Genomic DNA, 14,984 nt, shown 5'->3' on the forward strand with positions numbered 1-14,984 from the left:
GGTGACGGGCGCTCGAGCCTACGGCCCGAGATCGCACAGGACGGCGGCGTTCGCCAGACCGCCGTGGTGGCTGCTCCGCGCACCCACGTTGACCGTGGTGGCCACCCAGCGGCCGTCGCTCCAGAGCCCGGAAGGGAGCTCCGTCTCGCCGTTCGACGAGAAATGCATCCAGTCGTGGTTGCGGGTCCACGAGGTGCCGTCCGTCCGGCCGAGGGACTGGTCGAACGGCTCTGCGTTGTGCAAGGAGGCGCTCGCGACGAGCCGCCCGGGCATGCCCGCGAGATCCTCGATGTGCGTCGTGGGAGGTAAGGCGCCGAGCCCCCAGCCGAGGTCATCGCGCACGCGGTACACGCCCAGTCCCCGCGCCTTCTCCCACGCGTAGGCCTCCAGCGCGTCGGGCGGGCCGATCTGCGCGAGGGAGTCTCCGGTCGCGGGCGACTCGGACCACGCGGCGCCGTCCCATTCCACGAATGACGGTCCCCGGGAGTCGTCCAGCGCGTGCCTGTCGCACAGCGCGACCACGGCCTGCGCGCCCGCGAGCGCGAGGCGCGCCATGATCGGATCCCGCCCGTCGCACGGCGACGCGCCGAGCGACGACCACGCGGCGCCGTCCCAGCGGTGGAGGGTGTTGTCCAGCGCGACGTAGACCTCGGACGACGATCGCCCCACGAGGTTCGAGGTCGACGCGGCCGGCAGCGACAGGTCGCGCGTCCATGCCGCGCCGTCATGTCGCCAGACCGAGCTCACGCCGGCGTCCATCGCGACGACGAAGAGCGCGCCGTCCGGCGCCTGCCACGCCGAGCGGCCGCGGATGGCCTCGGAGCCGGCGACCGGCGCCCACATGAGGCCGTCCGCCGGGAGTCGGGCGACGCCGTCGCCGATGGCGTAGAGCTCGTCGCGCGTGCGGCCCGCGAACGACCTCCACATCGGCGCGGCGGCGCGGGTGATTCCACGAGCGATGTCCAGCCGGTCGGATCGAGCCGCTGGATCTGCCCGTCGGCCGCGCTGGCATAGACGACGCCCGCCGTGGCGTCGTTCGTGGGCGGTTGCAACGGGAACGGCTCCGGGAGCGCGGGCGTCGCGACCCACGCGCCGCCGCTCCGGAGGAAGACCCGGAACGTCAACGTGTCCGAGCTTGCGGCGCGGCATTTCACGCTGAGGGCCAGCGTCCCGCCCCCGGCCGCCAGGTCGGCGTAGGATGTGACGACGGCGCCGTCTCCGCAGTCCGGCGCGGGCTGCTGTACGAGCGAGCGAATCGCCCGAGACCAGGTAAAGCTCCTCGGCGCCGGATACGAACACCTCGGTCCCGCTCCCCGCGATCGCGGCGTAGCGCTGCGGCGCCGGGCCGGAGAGCTCTCGCCAGCGTGAACCGTCCCAGTGCCGGACGCCGGTGTCGTAGTGGCACACACAACCCGACCCAGGTTGGAACCAGCAACAGCAACAGCACCCCGACCCAGGTTGGGACCGCCCGCCAGCACCCCGACCCCGCCAGCACCCCGACCCAGGTTGGGAACCGCCCGACCCAGGTTGGGAACCGCCCGCCACCCCGACCCAGGTCGCCAGGGTCCCACCGACGTTGTGGACACGGCCGGCGCCGGCCCCGGGCTCCGGATCAGCGATGTTGTACCAGGTCCCGCCGCGGCGGTACGGGAGCTGGGTGCTGTCGCTGGTGGAGATCATAACCCAGTCCGTCCCGGCAGCGACGTTGTAGAGCGACAGGTGCGGTCCGAAGCCCGTCATCGTCCAGCCGCAGCGCGTGAGATGCAGGACGTGCGAGGAGCTCAGGTACTGGCCGCTGACGATCCACGGGCTTTCGTCCGAGATGGCAGGAGCGGGGTAATCGTAGACGGGCGGGACCTGCGACCAGCCGGTGCACGAGCCCGCGCGCCACGGGGGCGCTGCTCGTAGGGCGCATCCGGAGGGAAGACCAACGGCGTGGCGTTGACGGGCGGCGCCGGGTCCTCGGCGGGCGTCTCCACGACGCAGCCGCCGCCGGTGCCCGCGCCGCCGCCGCCGCCGCGCCGACCCAGGGTGGCGGAAACTGGCGGAATCCCCCGCCGCCACCCTGTGAGCGGAGCAAACCCTTGAAATGATTCACACCGACTCACGGCGCGGCGTTTGTCTCTGCGCTCCGGCCATGAGCCAGCCTCGCGAGATCGCCCCCGGCGCCACTTACCTGCTCACCCGTCGCGTCCTGCGCCGTCACTTCCTGTTGCGCCCCGATGTGGCCATGAACCAGCTGTTGGTCTACGCCCTCGCTGTCTCAGCGCGCCGCTACGGCGTCGAGGTTCACGCTCTTTGCGCGATGTCGACGCACCTGCACCTCGTGGTGACCGATGTGCACGGCGTATTGCCGCGCTTCTTGCAGCTCTTCCACCGCCTCGTCGCGCTGGGCACGAAGGTGCTGCGCAAGTGGGAAGGGCCAGTATGGGACCACGAGGCCACGAGCGTGGTACGGCTGCTGACGCCGGCTGCGGTGGTGGAGAAGATCGCCTACGTGCTCGCGAACCCAGTGGCCGCTGGTCTGGTCCGCCATGCGAGGGAATGGCCGGGCGTCAAGGTGGATGTGGGCGAGCTAGGCTGTGGCGTGCTGCGCGCGACACGTCCCTCGGTGTATCTCGATCCGGAGAATCCACAGTGGGTCGAGGAAGCGACGCTGCCGCTGGCGCTGCCGCCGGGCATCGAACAGGAGAACGCGGGGAGCCTTCGCCATCAGATCGCTGCCGAACTCGAGCGCCTGGAAGCGCAGGCCCATGCGGAGGCGGAGCGGCAAGGGCTCCGCTTCTTGGGCGCCGAGCGAGTCAGCAGGGTCTCCCCCTACGAGCGAGCCACGAGCTCCGAGGAATTGGGCGGGCGCAATCCGACATTCGCCGTTGGCCGTGACCAGGGTGACTCGTGGCAAACCGCTGCTACCGCTGTACGTGCGTTTCGTGCGTCGTACCATTCTGCGCTCGAACGATGGCGAGCTGGCGTGCGCAGCGTCCTGTTCCCGGTGGGGACGTGGTGGATGCGCACGTTTCACGGCGCCAACGTCAATGAGGTGGTGCTCACGGGATAGCACCCCGCGCGAGGGCGCGACAGCAAGACGGGCCGGGCTAGGCGTGGGGCGCGACGATGCCCTGGCCCAGACCGCCGTCGACGGGCAGCTCGACGCCCGTGGTGAAGGTCGCCTCGAAGGCAAGGAACAGCACGGCGCGGGCCACCTCCTCGAACGTGCCGATGCGCTTCATGGGGGTGACCCCTCCTGCTCGAAGGCCGCCAGCGCCTCCGCGGAGGCCCCCCGCGATGCCCATGGTTGGCGTCTTGATGAACCCGGGGCTCACCGAACCCGGGGCTCACCGCGTTCACGCGGATCTGCCTCGGCAGGAGCTCTGCCGAGAAGACCTGCGCGAACGCCCGCAGAGCCGTCTTCGATCCGGCGTAGACGCTCATCCCGGGGCTGCCGCCTTCGGGGCTGCCGCCCTCGTTGCCGATCGAGGTCGTGAACACGATGGCCGCGCCGTCCCGGATCAGCGGGACCTGCCGCTGCACTGTGAAGAACGCGCCCTTTGTATTGATTGATACCGCGTCTCTTTCACGGTCACGGAGAGCGCGTCGACGTCCGCCATGCTCCCCGTATCCGATCGCACGACATGCGCCTCCGGGCCGAGCTCGCGCCGCGCCGCCTCCAGGTTCCTCTCGTTCCGACCGGTGAGCAGCACCTCGGCGCCTCCGTCGAGGAGCGCCTTGACCGGGAGCGCCTTGACCGTAGTGAGCGCCATGCCGTGGGTCCCGCCGGTGACGACCGCTTTCTTCCCTGAATACCTCTTCACAACCAGTCCTTTCATCAACTCAGGTTTTCTCGCGCAGCACCCTCGCGCAGCACCCTCGCGCAGCACCTTGATGAGCGCGCCCGGAGACTTGGCGCCCCTGCCGCCACTCCTTTCCGGAAGAGCCCCGTGGCGAACGCCGGAATCACCACGTCGATCCTCGCCTCCCGGGCCTGCCGCAGGACGATCTCGGCGCCTCGCGCGCACATCTCCACCGAGCTCTCGGCGCTCACGTACCTCCTGGCCTGGAGGGCGTGGCCGTCCTGCTTGCTCATCGCGCCGACGGCCGGAGCGACGTCGGCGGGCATGGAACCGAAGTCGCCCACGCGCAGGCCCTCGGCCTCGCAGATGCGAGCGCCGTGATAGAAGCCGATCAGCGCCGCGAAGACGAACGAGATGAAGGCCAGGTCCAGGGCCGACGCCGAGCCCACCTTCTCGCCGAGGTACGACACGGTGCCGGCCATGCGCTCGAGGAGCGTCTTGCTCTTCTGGAATGCCGTGGCCGAACCCGAGACGATGATGCTGAGACGATGATGCTGCTCTCGGGCTTTCCCATCTGGCTCGGGACGGCCAGGATGGCGCCGTCGAGGTAATCGACGCCTCGCTCCTTCGCCCACGCCTCGCTGTGGCGCGCGTCGTGTGGGGTCCCCGTGCTCAGCTGAACGACCACCTTGCCGGCGAGGGCGACCTTGCCGGCGAGGGCGGCGGCAACCTAGGGCGGCGGCAACCTCGGTCGCCTCCAGCAGGCGGTAGGTCGGTGCATGCGCCGCGTCCTCGGCGTGACGCCGACAGCGCTGGCGCGCCGCTCGCCCAGGCGCGATCCGCCCGGTCACCGCGCCTCGCGCCCACCCCCCTGCCCACCTCCGCCGTCCCCGCCCAGGCGAGCGAGCTTGTCGGGGTTGCGCACGATATAGATGTTCGTCGCCGCGCCGTCCTCGTCGTAGGCGAAGGACACGCAGGCCGCGGCCGCGCCGTCCTTCCACAGGACGACGCCCCGGCCCCCGTTGATGTCCGTCGCCTCCCACGCATAGTCGCCCCAGTACGCGTGCAGCGCGCGACCGATGAAATCGAGCACCTCGGCCTTCCCCTGCAGGACTTCAAGGAGGCTGGACACCTTGCCACCCCCGTCGGCGCAGAGCTCGATCTCGTCCGAGAGCAGCGCCGACAGGTGCTCCGTGCCGCCGCTCGCCACGGCCGTCTGGAAGGCGGCGAGCAGCTGCTCCTGCCGGTGCAGCGGGGTGATGTACCGCACCTTCGACTGACCCACGTTGGCGCGCGCCCGCGAGACCAGCTTGCGGCACGTGGTCTCCTGGATGCCGAGCGTCGCCGCGATCTCCGGGTAGGAGACGTCGAAGACCTCGTGGAGCAGGTACGCCGCCCGCTCTTTCGGGGTGAGGCGCTCGAGCACCAGCAGAAACGCCGTCTGGAGCGACGCCGCCAGCGACAGCCGCTCGCTCGGCTCAACCTCGGTCGGCGCGTCGGTCGGCGCGTGGATGGGCTCTGGCAGCCACGCTCCCACGTAGTCGACCCTGGCGTTGCGGGCGGCCCGCAGGAGATCGATGCACCGGCGCGTGCAGAGGGTCGTGAGCCACGAACCCGGGTTCTCGATCGCGCTCCTGTCGGCGTTCTGCCATTTCAGGTACGTGTCTTGCACCGCGTCCTCGGCCTCCGCGCGCGAGCCGAGGATGCGGTAGGCGAGGCCGAGGAGCATCGGCCTCGTCGCCTCGAACGCCGAGACGTCGTCCTCCTCTTGCGCCATCTCAGTGCTTCGACACCTGGAGGCGGTTCCACAGGTTGATCATGGCGACAGCGGAGGTCAGGACGCCGATCTCCTCCTCCGAGAAGTGCTCCCGCAGCCGCGCGCGGAGGGCCGCATAGTCGGTCCGCCGGTCGAGGACGGTCAGCGCCTCGGTCCAGGCGAGCGCGGCCCGCTCGCGCTCGCTGAAATCGCTGACGTGCTCCCACACGACCACCCGGTCCAGCCGGTCGTTCGTCTCGCCGTCCTGCCGCGCCTCCCTCGTGTGCATCTTCACGCAGAAGGCGCACTGGTTGATCTGCGACGCGCGCAGCTGCACGAGGTGGATGATCTTCCTGTCGAAGCCGTGCCGGTTCATCACCTCGTGCACACCGGCCAGCGCCTGCAGCACGTCCGGGATCGCCTGCTCGTATTTCACAGCGGATTTGTCGCTCACGGTGGTTCTCCTTGCCACGGGCCCGCGGGCCCCTCCACCTTTACGACGATCCAGCCTTCCCGCCCGTGACGCCTGGCCGGCGCCCGCGCTCGTTTTTTCTGGGGTGATGATTTAACAACAAAACAACAAACGACTTCGTCGTTCGCGGCCGGCGTCATCCGCACCTCGAGATCTCCGGCAGCCCATCGCCGCGGAGTTTCACCTCGGGCGGTCCGATGTGGCAGCATGCGGGCCGGAGGAACCCCCCACCGTGCGCCTCGGGATCGATTTTGGAACCACGCGGACCGTGGTCGCGTGCTGCGACCGCGGGAACTACCCCGTCATCAGCTTCCAGGATGCGGCGGGGGACCCCGTGGACTTCTACCCCTCCGTGGCGGCCGAGCGGCAGGGGGAGCTCCGGTTCGGCTTCGACGCCCTCGCCGTCGCCTCGGACCCGGAGTGGACCGTCCTCCGCTCGTTCAAGCGCGTGCTCTCGGGCCCGCGCGCGTCGCCCGACGTCGAGGTCGAGATCGGCGGGACCAAGCTCCGGGTGCTCGACCTCCTGACCCTGTTCCTCAGGTCGCTCCGCGACGCCGTGCTGCACCGGTCGAACCGGCCGAAGAAGAAGGACGACGACGCGCGCCTCATCTGCGTCGTCGCGACCCCGGCGAACGCGCACGGGACGCAGCGCTTCGTGACGCTCGACGCCTTCCGCCGCGCCGGCTTCGAGGTCATCGCGCTCCTGAACGAGCCCTCGGCCGCCGGCTTCGAGTACACGCACCGCTACCGCAGCACCATCACGTCGAAGCGCGAGCACATCGTCGTCTACGACCTCGGGGGCGGCACCTTCGACGCGTCGCTCGTCCACATGACCGGGCGCAGCCACGACGCCGTGACGACCGCGGGGCTGAACCACCTTGGCGGCGACGACTTCGACGCCGTGCTGGCCTCGATGGCGCTCGCCGCGGCCAAGCTCGAGCGCGAGGAGCTGCCGGCGCGCGCGCTCGCGGCGCTCGCGGACCAGTGCCGCGAGGCGAAGGAGCGGCTCAACCCGAACTCCCGGCGGATCGTGATCGACCTGGAGGCGTGCCTCGGCGACCTTTCGCCTGCCCACGAGGTGACGATCTCGGCCTCCGACTTCTACGACCGGTGCGTGCCGCTCGTGGAGGAGACGATCACCGCGATGCAGCCGGTGATCGCGCGCCTCGACGCCGGCGCGGGCGAGGCGCTGGCCGACATCGCGGGGATCTACGTCGTCGGCGGCGCGAGCTCGTTGCCCGTCGTCGCGCGGACGCTGCGCGAGCGCTTCGGGCGCCGCGTCCATCGCTCCCCCTACCCTTCGGCGGCGATCGCGATGGGCCTCGCCATCGCCGTCGACGAGGACGCGGGCTTCGAGCTGTCCGACCGGCTCTCGCGCCACTTCGGGGTCTTCCGGGAGAGCGGCGGCGGGGACGAGGTGGTGTTCGATCCGATCTTCGACCGGGAGGCGCGCATCCCGTCGAGCCACGAGGCGCCGGTGGTCTCGCGCCGCGTGTACCGGGCGGCGCACAACGTCGGTCGCTACCGGTTCGTCGAGTGCGCCGCGCTCGACCGGCTCGGCGTGCCCCACGGCGACATCACGGCGTTCAACGAGGTCGTCTTCCCCTTCGACCGGCGCCTCCGCGACCGCGCCGCCGAGCTCGCCGCCGTGCCCGTGCAGCGCGTGAGCGACGAGGGGCCGCTGATCGAGGAGCAGTACGCGATCACCTCGCACGGCATCGTCGAGGTGACGATCACCGACGTGGAGGCGGGCTACCAGCGCGTCTATCAGGTCGGGGCGTGAGCGCGCCGGGCGCGGCCTGAATCCATCCGCGCTCGGCCGCGGCTGCGCGCGTTCTTCGGCGTCACGAGAGGAGCCGGCGCAGCACCTCGATCACGACCGGCAGGGTCGCCAGCGCCGCGATCGTCGTCACGACCGCGGTGGCCGCGGCGAACTCGCCGTCGCAGCCGTACCGCGCGGCGACGATCACGGACACCATCGAGGTCGGCATGGCGGACTGCAGCACCGCCACCTCCGACACGGGGCGCTTCAGGCCGAGCGCGAGCGCGGCGCCGAGCGCGACGGCGGGGGACAGGAGCAGCTTCACCGCGGCGACGGCCGCGAGCGGCCGCACGCGGCCGCGGAGGGAGCGCAGGTCGAGGCTCAGGCCGAGCGCGAGGAACACGAGCGTCGGGGTCGCGCTGCCGAGCGCGTCGAGCGCGCGCTCCACCCACACCGGCAGCGGGATCGGCAGGGCGTGGAGCGCGAGGCCGACGGCGATCGACAGCACGTTGGGTTGCAGGAGCACCGTGAGCAGGCTCCGCGCGTCCACGCCGCCGCCTCTGCCCATGCGCGCGACGAGCGCCACGCCGAACGTCCAGAGCAGCAGCGTCGTGACGATGCTGTCGACGAGGATCGCCGTCCCCGCCGCGCCGCCGGCGTGGCCGTAGAGGGCCAGCACGACGGGGACGCCGAGAAAGCCGGTGTTGGAGAAGCTGCCGACGACGCCGGCGGCGCCCTGCGCGGCGCGCGGCAGCCCGAGCGCGCGCGCGACCGCGACGCCCGCGAGGGCGCACGCGAAGAGCGCGATCGACGAGGCGGCGACCGCGCCCCAGGCGCCGTGGCCGAGGCCCGAGCGGCGCAGCACGGAGACGATCAGCGCGGGCGTTGTGACGTCGATGACCAGCCGGTGGAGGACGGCGGCGTCCGCCTGGCCGCCGCGGCCGAGCGCGCGCAGCAGCACGCCGACCCCGAGCACCGCGAAGAGGGCAAGGAGCTGTGAGATCAGGTCGCCCGACGGCACGGGCGGCTTTTAGCTCCGCGGCGGGCGGCGTCCAGCGATAGGAGGAGCACGCGCACGCGCATGCGCACGAAAGAGGGGAGATCGAGACGGGAGACGGGAGACGAAAGACGCGGGAGGACAACCGGCGCGGGCGATGCGGCAGCCCGCGCGGATCCTCTCCTCAGAGGCTCAGGGCACGAGCTCCTGCACCGCCTGCACGATCGCCTGCGGATTCATGCCCAGCCGGTCCAGCACGATGTCGCCGGGAGCGCTCGTGCCGTAGCGATCGATCCCGAGGGCGAGCCCCTTGGAGCCGACCCACCGGTGCCAGCCGAAGGTGACGCCGGCCTCGAGGGACACGCGCCGCGCACACGCGGCGGGCAGCACGGCCTCATGGTAGCCGCGGTCCTGTCGCGCGAACCGCTCGACGCAGGGCATCGACACGACGCGGACGCCGGGGCCGAGCCGCTTCGCGGCCTCGACGGCGTGCTGCACCTCGCTGCCCGTCGCGATCAGGATCGTCTCGAGCGCCGCCGTCTCCTTGACGAGGACGTAAGCGCCGCGCCGCACGCCCTCGCGCTTCGCGGCGGCGTCGCCCGGCAGCATCGGGACGGCCTGCCTCGTGAGCGCGAGGACCGTCGGGCCGTCGGTGCGCTCCAGCGCGGAGATCCATGCGCCGGCCGTCTCCTCGGCGTCCGCCGGCCGGATGACGTCCAGATCGACGATGGCGCGCAGCCCGGCGACGGTCTCCACGGGCTGGTGCGTCGGCCCGTCCTCGCCCACGCCCACCGAGTCGTGCGTGAAGACGTAGATGACCGGCAGGTGCGACAGCGCCGCCAGGCGGATGCTCGGCCGCAGGTAGTCGGCGAACACGAGGAACGTCGCGCCGCTCGGGCGCAGGCCGCCGTGGTAGGCGATGCCGTTCATGATCGCGCCCATGCCGTGCTCGCGGATGCCGGCGCGGATGTTCCGGCCGCCCGGGTGCTCCGGATCGAAGTCGGTGCTCGACGCGATGTAGTTGAACGTCGAGCCGTAGAGATCCGCGCTCGACCCGATGAGCGCCGGCACCGCCTCGGCGACGGCCTGCAGCACCGTCTCGCCGGCCTTGCGCGTGGCGACCTTGGTGCCGGCGGCGAAGGCGGGCACGCGCGCGTCAAGATCCGCAGGCACCTTCCTCGAGGTGCCCTCGTCGAGCTGCCGGGCGAGCTCCGGGTTCTTCGCGCGCCACGCCTGGAACGTCGCCTCCCACGCGCCGCGCCCCTTGCTGAGCGCTTCCTTGCGCTTCGCGAAGAACTGCTTGACCTCCTCGCTCACATAGAAGTGCTCCGGGGGCAGCCCCAGGCTCTTGCGCGCCTGATCCACGAACTTGGCGCCGCCCTCGCCGTGCGCCTTCTGCGTGCCGGCGACCTCGGGGATCCCCTTGCCGATCAGGGTGTGGACCACGACGAACCTGGGCTTTCCGCTCTTCGACGCCCGCGCCTGGCTGAGCACCCGGTGGACCGCCTCCAGATCGTTGCCCTGCTCGACGTGGAGCACCTCGAAGCCGTAGGCCTCGAAGCGCTTGGCCGTGTCCTCGCTCTGGGTCTTCGCGGCCATCGCGTCGAGGGTGACGTCGTTGGCGTCGTAGATGAGGACCAGGTTGTCGAGCTTGAAGTGGCCCGCGAAGGAGGCCGCCTCGGCGGCCACGCCCTCCTGGAGGCAGCCGTCGCCGGCGAGGCAGTAGACGTTCAGATCGAAGATCGTGTGCTCCTGCGTGTTGTAGCGGGCGGCCAGCATCTTGGCGGCCACCGCGTGCCCCACCGCGTTGCCCACGCCCTGGCCGAGCGGGCCCGTCGTCGCCTCGACACCCTCGGTGTAGTGGTACTCCGGGTGGCCGGGCGTCTTCGACTCCCACTGCCGGAAGCGGCGGATGTCGTCGATGGACACCGGGTAGCCCGAGAGGTGCAGCCAACTGTACAGGAACATGCTCCCGTGGCCGGCGGACAGGATGAAGCGATCGCGGTTCAACCAGTGCGGTTCGCTCGGATCGTGGCGGAGGAGGTCGCCATAGAGAGCGGCTCCGACCTCGGCGGCACCGAGCGGCAGGCCGAGATGACCGGACGAGCAGGCGTGGACGGCGTCCATGGCGAGGCCGCGGGCCATCGTGCACGCGGCGGCGAGCTTGGCAAAATCAGGCATGGCGCGCACTCTAACCTACTTCGCCGCGAAGCGCGCCCCTTCGCTCACCCTCCCGGCCGGCGTCGGGTCTGCCTGGAGAGGGCCCCTCGGCGCGCGCTCGATGTCCACGATTTCTCGGGATGCGCGACGATCGCCGGTCGCCAGCTTCGACCCAGGTCGCGACCCGACCCAGGTTGGCCGGCGGCGACCCGACCCAGGTTGGCCGCGACCCGACCCAGGTTGGCCGCGACCCGACCCAGGTTGGCCGCGACCCGACCCAGGTTGGCCGCGACCCGACCCAGGTTGGCCGCGACCCGACCCAGGTTGGCCGCGACCCACCCAGGTTGGCCGCGACCCGACCCAGGTTGGCCGTGACCCGACCCAGGTTGGCCGCGACCCCACCCAGGTTGGCCGCGACCCCACCCAGGTTGGCCGCGACCACCAGGTTGGCCGCGACCCGACCCAGGTTGGCCGTGACCCGACCCAGGTTGGCGGGGCCGCGCCGGGTGGTGTAGCGCGGCGAGCGCCGGCCGGGCGTGGAGGAAGCTCGCGGACACCGGCGGCCCTCACCCCTGACGCACGCGCGATGGCGGGCGTCAGGGAGCGAAGACCGCGACGAAGCCGTCCCTGCCGCCCGCCGCGGTGAGCGGGCCGGTGCCGAAGTCGGCTGTACCCGTGAACTCGCCGACCAGCGCGAGCTGGTCGTCACGATAGCTCGTCAGGCCGTGTATCGTGGCGAGCGTGTCCGTGGACGTGCGACGCCAGAGCTCCGCGCCGGAAGCATCGAACTTGGCGAGGGACTGCCCTCCCAGGGCGATGACGTTCCCGGCGGAGTCCGTGACCACGGCGTCGCTCGGGGACTCCCGGTGCCAGATGTAATCGCCGGACGGGCTCAGCTTCACCACGAAGTGCGTTTCAGGAGCGATGGGCCCACCGCCGAGATCGAGGTTTCCCAGGCTGCGGCCCACGACCAGGATGTTGTCCTCGGGGTCGACGGCGACATCCTTTGCCTCGCCGCCGTCATCCGAGAAGTGCGATTCGGATCCGGACAGGAGCTTGCGCCAGAGAATGGTGCCCGCAGGGTCTCGCTTCTGGACGTCGAAGTAGAAGTCGCAGGGACATAGCCCTACGCCCGAGGCGTGCGCCATGGCCACGACGACGTTGCCGGCGCTGTCCACGGCTGAGCGCCGGAGGTGCAGAGTCCTACCCCTTGCGTCCCCGGGGGCCCCGAATAGCAGCTCAGCTGCGATCCCGGCACGCAAACATCTGTGCCGCCTCCCTGCCCGCCTCCCCCGGTCGCCGGCTCTCCTCCGCCGCCCCCCTGCCCGCCTCCCCCGGTCGCCGGCTCCCCTCCGCCGCCTCCCTGCCCGCCTCCCCCGGTCGCCGCCTCCCCCCCGCCGCCTCCCTGCCCCCCGCCGCCGGTCGCCGGCTCTCCCCCGCCGCCTCCCTGCCCCCCGCCGCTGCCACCTCCGCTCGTGCAGCCGATGGCCAGCGACATCGCCAGCATCGCGGCTTCTCTGAACCCCTGCCACGCTCCGGTGCCTCTGTATCCCATGCGCTCCATCTTTCGTTGACAGGCAACTGGTATCCGAACGCTCCCCTGGTGCTGGACGCGGGGAGCGTAGGCCACGATGTGCTAGATGCCGAGATGCGCGCGCGCATTCATCCCCTGCTCATCGACCCTGGAGGTTCCGGCTTGTCCATGTCTGAACAGCGATCTGCTCGGCCTACCCCCTCCGCCGGTCTGCTCGAATGGACCGCCCCGGCGTGGCGTTCCCGCTGGCTCAGCGCGTCCTCGGGGCTGGCGCTCGCGTTCGGCGCGGTCGCGTGCGAGGATCAGCGCGTCGTGATCGGCGCGTTCGCGCCGGAGCGGCCGCGGTTCACAGCACCGCAGGAGGTCGCCACGCTCAACGACGACACCGCCAGGGACGAAGACCCGACCCTCACAGGCGATCTGCTCGAGATCCACTTCATGTCCGAGCGCGGCGCGAGCCAGGATATCTGGGTCTCGCGCCGAGCGGACCTGGGCTCACCCTGGGAGACACCGACCGTCGAGCTCGCCGAGAAGCTCAACAGCGCGGACGACGACGACACGCCTGCCATCTCGAATGACGGGCTCAGGATGTGGTTCTTCCGCAAGAGCGAGCAACAATCAGGCATCTGGATGTCCGAGCGCGCGAGCCGGGGCGACCCCTGGGGCGACCCCTCCTTCGTCGACGCGCTCAACCCCGGCCGCGACGATGGCACGCAGGCGATGAACCCTCACGTCGATCTGCCCGAGCTCCGCGCCGTGGTCGGCCTGAACGGGCCTGAAACCCAGGGCTGGGACCTCGCCATCGCGTCCCGCGAGCGCCCGGAGGACGACTGGGGCGAGTTCGTTCCGCTGGCCGAGCTGAACGACGCGGGCGACCAGCTGGCGCCGTTCCTGTTCGATGACGGCCGGCAGCTCCTGTTCCGTTCGGGCGACGACCTGTTCTGGGCACGACGCCCGGGAACGAACGACGCCTTCGAGCCGCCGCAGGCGCTCGACGAGGTGAACGTACCGGAGGCGCGCGAGAACGATCCTTACCTGTCGCCGGACGGGTCCATCCTGTTCTTCTCCTCGGAGCGGAGCGGCGGGACCGACATCTACGAGGCCCGCCGCATCGCACCATGAACGGCCGGCGCGTCGAAGCGCCCCGATCCGGGTCGGGGTAGCAGCCAGCCGTACGTGGTCGCCCCGCCCGAACCTGGGTCGGGTCGCTTCTTCAGGGCGACGCCGATGACACGAAGGGGGTAGTCATCGACGACCCGTGTGGCGCAGCCCACCCTCCTCTTCCGTCCACAAAACACATGTGAAAGCCGATCGTCCCGTGGTACGAGAGGAAAACGTCAGGGGGAATGTCCTCTGCGGCAGAGCCGCACTGCTCACAGTGCATGTGTCTGTTCGCTCGCTGTCCGGCGAGACATGCCGACCGGGCGCGGGAGGCCCGTTCAGGCGTACCGAGACCGGCAGAGATCGATGCAAGAGCAAGAAACGCCGCCGTCTGGGCTCGTCCTCATCGTGGACGACAGCGCGGACAACCTGAATGTGCTGTCGGACGCGCTCATGTCGGATGGACTGGAGGTCGCCGTCGCGCGCGACGGCGAGGAGGCGATCGAGCTCGCCGGCCGGTCCCAGCCGGACCTCATCTTGCTCGACGCGCTGATGCCCGGCCTCAGCGGGTTCGAGGCGTGCCGGCGGCTCAAGGCCGACGCGGCGACGCGGAGCATCCCCGTCATCTTCATGACGGCGCTCGCCGAGGCGAAGTTCAGGCTCCAGGGCTTTCGCGTGGGCGCTGTGGACTACGTGACCAAGCCGTTCGAGAAGACCGAGCTGCTGGCGCGGGTGCACACCCAGGTCTCGCTCCGGCGCGCGACGCGGGCTCTCGAGGAGCAGAATGCGAGGCTCTCGGACGAGGTCCGGGAGCGCGTCAGGGCCGAGGAGGCGCTGGCGGAGGCCGCGCAGAGGCTGCGCGACGCGAACGCGCAGCTCTCGCATCAGCTGACGCAGAACGAGCGCGCCGAAGCGGCCAGGGCCGCGCTGCAGGAGCAGGTCATCGCGGCCCAGCGGGAGCGGCTCCTCGAGCTCGCCGCGCCGCTCATTCCAATCATCGATGGCGTCCTCGTGATGCCCCTCGTCGGCGCGGTGGACGTCGAGCGTGCCAGGCAAGCCATCCAGACAGCGCTGTACGGAGCGAGCGAGCGCGGGGCGGACCATCTCATCATCGACATCACCGGTGTCAGGGCGGTGGATGAGACGGTCGCGCGCATGCTCGTCCAGGCGGCGATGGGGCTCTCCCTGCTCGGCACGAGCACGATCGTCACGGGCATCCGCGCCGAGGTGGCGCAGACGCTCGTGGGGCTCGACCTGCACCTCGATTGCCTCGTGACGAAGGGCACCCTGCAGTCGGGCGTGGAGCACGCGCTGCGGACGCGCGGTCGTCGCCGGGGCGAGGGCGAGCCCTGAAGACCGGATGAATCCGTCGTTCCCCGGCCTCTCCGCCGGGCTTGAAGAGGAGCTTAAC

Annotated in this window: 14 protein-coding genes and 1 pseudogene; 5 read left to right on the plus strand and 10 right to left on the minus strand. The window is 71.0% G+C overall.

From position 1 onward, the window contains the following. Nucleotides 1-18: 18 nt before the first annotated feature. On the minus strand, nt 19-927 hold the full coding sequence (locus tag WME75_RS21060) for a hypothetical protein (protein WP_437493629.1): 909 nt from the start codon (nt 925-927) through the stop codon (nt 19-21). 99 nt (nt 928-1,026) lie between these two features. On the opposite strand from WME75_RS21060, the gene WME75_RS21065 reads away from it, so the two are divergent. Together WME75_RS21065 and WME75_RS21070 are read left to right on the plus strand one after the other, a co-directional pair. After that, nucleotides 1,027-1,197 carry a hypothetical protein gene (locus WME75_RS21065; RefSeq protein ID WP_437493632.1) on the plus strand — a complete coding sequence of 57 codons (171 nt, stop codon included), beginning with the start codon at nt 1,027-1,029 and terminating at the stop codon, nt 1,195-1,197. A gap of 940 nt (nt 1,198-2,137) precedes the next feature. Beyond that, the gene (locus WME75_RS21070; protein ID WP_437493635.1) at nt 2,138-3,058 is read left to right on the plus strand and encodes a transposase; all 921 of its coding nucleotides are present in this window, start codon (nt 2,138-2,140) and stop codon (nt 3,056-3,058) included. Nucleotides 3,059-3,095: 37 nt separating this feature from the next. Here WME75_RS21070 and WME75_RS21075 read toward each other — a convergent pair whose 3' ends face one another. The 6 genes and pseudogenes from WME75_RS21075 to WME75_RS21100 form a co-directional block, all read right to left on the minus strand. Continuing rightward, the gene (locus tag WME75_RS21075) at nt 3,096-3,230 is read right to left on the minus strand and encodes an SDR family oxidoreductase (RefSeq protein WP_437493638.1); all 135 of its coding nucleotides are present in this window, start codon (nt 3,228-3,230) and stop codon (nt 3,096-3,098) included. A 55-nt stretch (nt 3,231-3,285) separates the two neighbouring features. After that, nucleotides 3,286-3,531: pseudogene (locus tag WME75_RS21080) on the minus strand (SDR family oxidoreductase); the annotation flags it as partial. Further along, nucleotides 3,510-3,827, minus strand: a complete 318-nt coding sequence (locus WME75_RS21085) for an SDR family NAD(P)-dependent oxidoreductase (RefSeq protein WP_437493641.1) — start codon at nt 3,825-3,827, stop codon at nt 3,510-3,512. The gene WME75_RS21085 and the pseudogene WME75_RS21080, both read right to left, overlap by 22 nt. After that, nucleotides 3,827-4,273 (minus strand): hypothetical protein, encoded by a 447-nt coding sequence (locus WME75_RS21090; protein ID WP_437493644.1) that lies wholly within the window; start codon nt 4,271-4,273, stop codon nt 3,827-3,829. The genes WME75_RS21085 and WME75_RS21090 overlap by 1 nt, the downstream gene beginning before the upstream one ends. A 365-nt stretch (nt 4,274-4,638) precedes the next feature. Next, the gene (gene sigJ, locus WME75_RS21095) at nt 4,639-5,568 is read right to left on the minus strand and encodes an RNA polymerase sigma factor SigJ (RefSeq protein WP_437493647.1); all 930 of its coding nucleotides are present in this window, start codon (nt 5,566-5,568) and stop codon (nt 4,639-4,641) included. Between the two features lies 1 nt (nt 5,569). Next, nucleotides 5,570-6,001, minus strand: a complete 432-nt coding sequence (locus tag WME75_RS21100) for a carboxymuconolactone decarboxylase family protein (protein ID WP_437493650.1) — start codon at nt 5,999-6,001, stop codon at nt 5,570-5,572. 250 nt (nt 6,002-6,251) lie between these two features. Here WME75_RS21100 and WME75_RS21105 point away from each other — a divergent pair, with 250 nt between their 5' ends. Further along, complete coding sequence (locus WME75_RS21105; RefSeq protein ID WP_437493653.1) at nt 6,252-7,802, plus strand: Hsp70 family protein; 1,551 nt, start codon at nt 6,252-6,254, stop codon at nt 7,800-7,802. Between the two features lie 61 nt (nt 7,803-7,863). Here WME75_RS21105 and WME75_RS21110 read toward each other — a convergent pair whose 3' ends face one another. From WME75_RS21110 to WME75_RS21120, 3 genes are all read right to left on the minus strand, one after another. Then, on the minus strand, nt 7,864-8,802 hold the full coding sequence (locus tag WME75_RS21110) for an AEC family transporter (protein WP_437493656.1): 939 nt from the start codon (nt 8,800-8,802) through the stop codon (nt 7,864-7,866). A 168-nt stretch (nt 8,803-8,970) separates the two neighbouring features. Next, nucleotides 8,971-10,959 carry a transketolase gene (gene tkt, locus WME75_RS21115; RefSeq protein WP_437493659.1) on the minus strand — a complete coding sequence of 663 codons (1,989 nt, stop codon included), beginning with the start codon at nt 10,957-10,959 and terminating at the stop codon, nt 8,971-8,973. 575 nt (nt 10,960-11,534) lie between these two features. Beyond that, nucleotides 11,535-12,116 (minus strand): hypothetical protein, encoded by a 582-nt coding sequence (locus tag WME75_RS21120; RefSeq protein ID WP_437493661.1) that lies wholly within the window; start codon nt 12,114-12,116, stop codon nt 11,535-11,537. Between the two features lie 524 nt (nt 12,117-12,640). Between WME75_RS21120 and WME75_RS21125 the strand changes: the two genes are divergently transcribed. Continuing rightward, a complete protein-coding gene (locus tag WME75_RS21125; RefSeq protein ID WP_437493664.1) occupies nt 12,641-13,594 on the plus strand; it encodes a hypothetical protein in 954 nt (317 codons plus the stop codon). Between the two features lie 345 nt (nt 13,595-13,939). After that, nucleotides 13,940-14,926, plus strand: a complete 987-nt coding sequence (locus WME75_RS21130; protein WP_437493667.1) for a response regulator — start codon at nt 13,940-13,942, stop codon at nt 14,924-14,926. The last annotated feature ends 58 nt before the right edge of the window (nt 14,927-14,984 follow it).

This window comes from Sorangium sp. So ce1014, assembly GCF_051521505.1.
Lineage (GTDB): Bacteria > Myxococcota_A > Polyangia > Polyangiales > Polyangiaceae > Sorangium.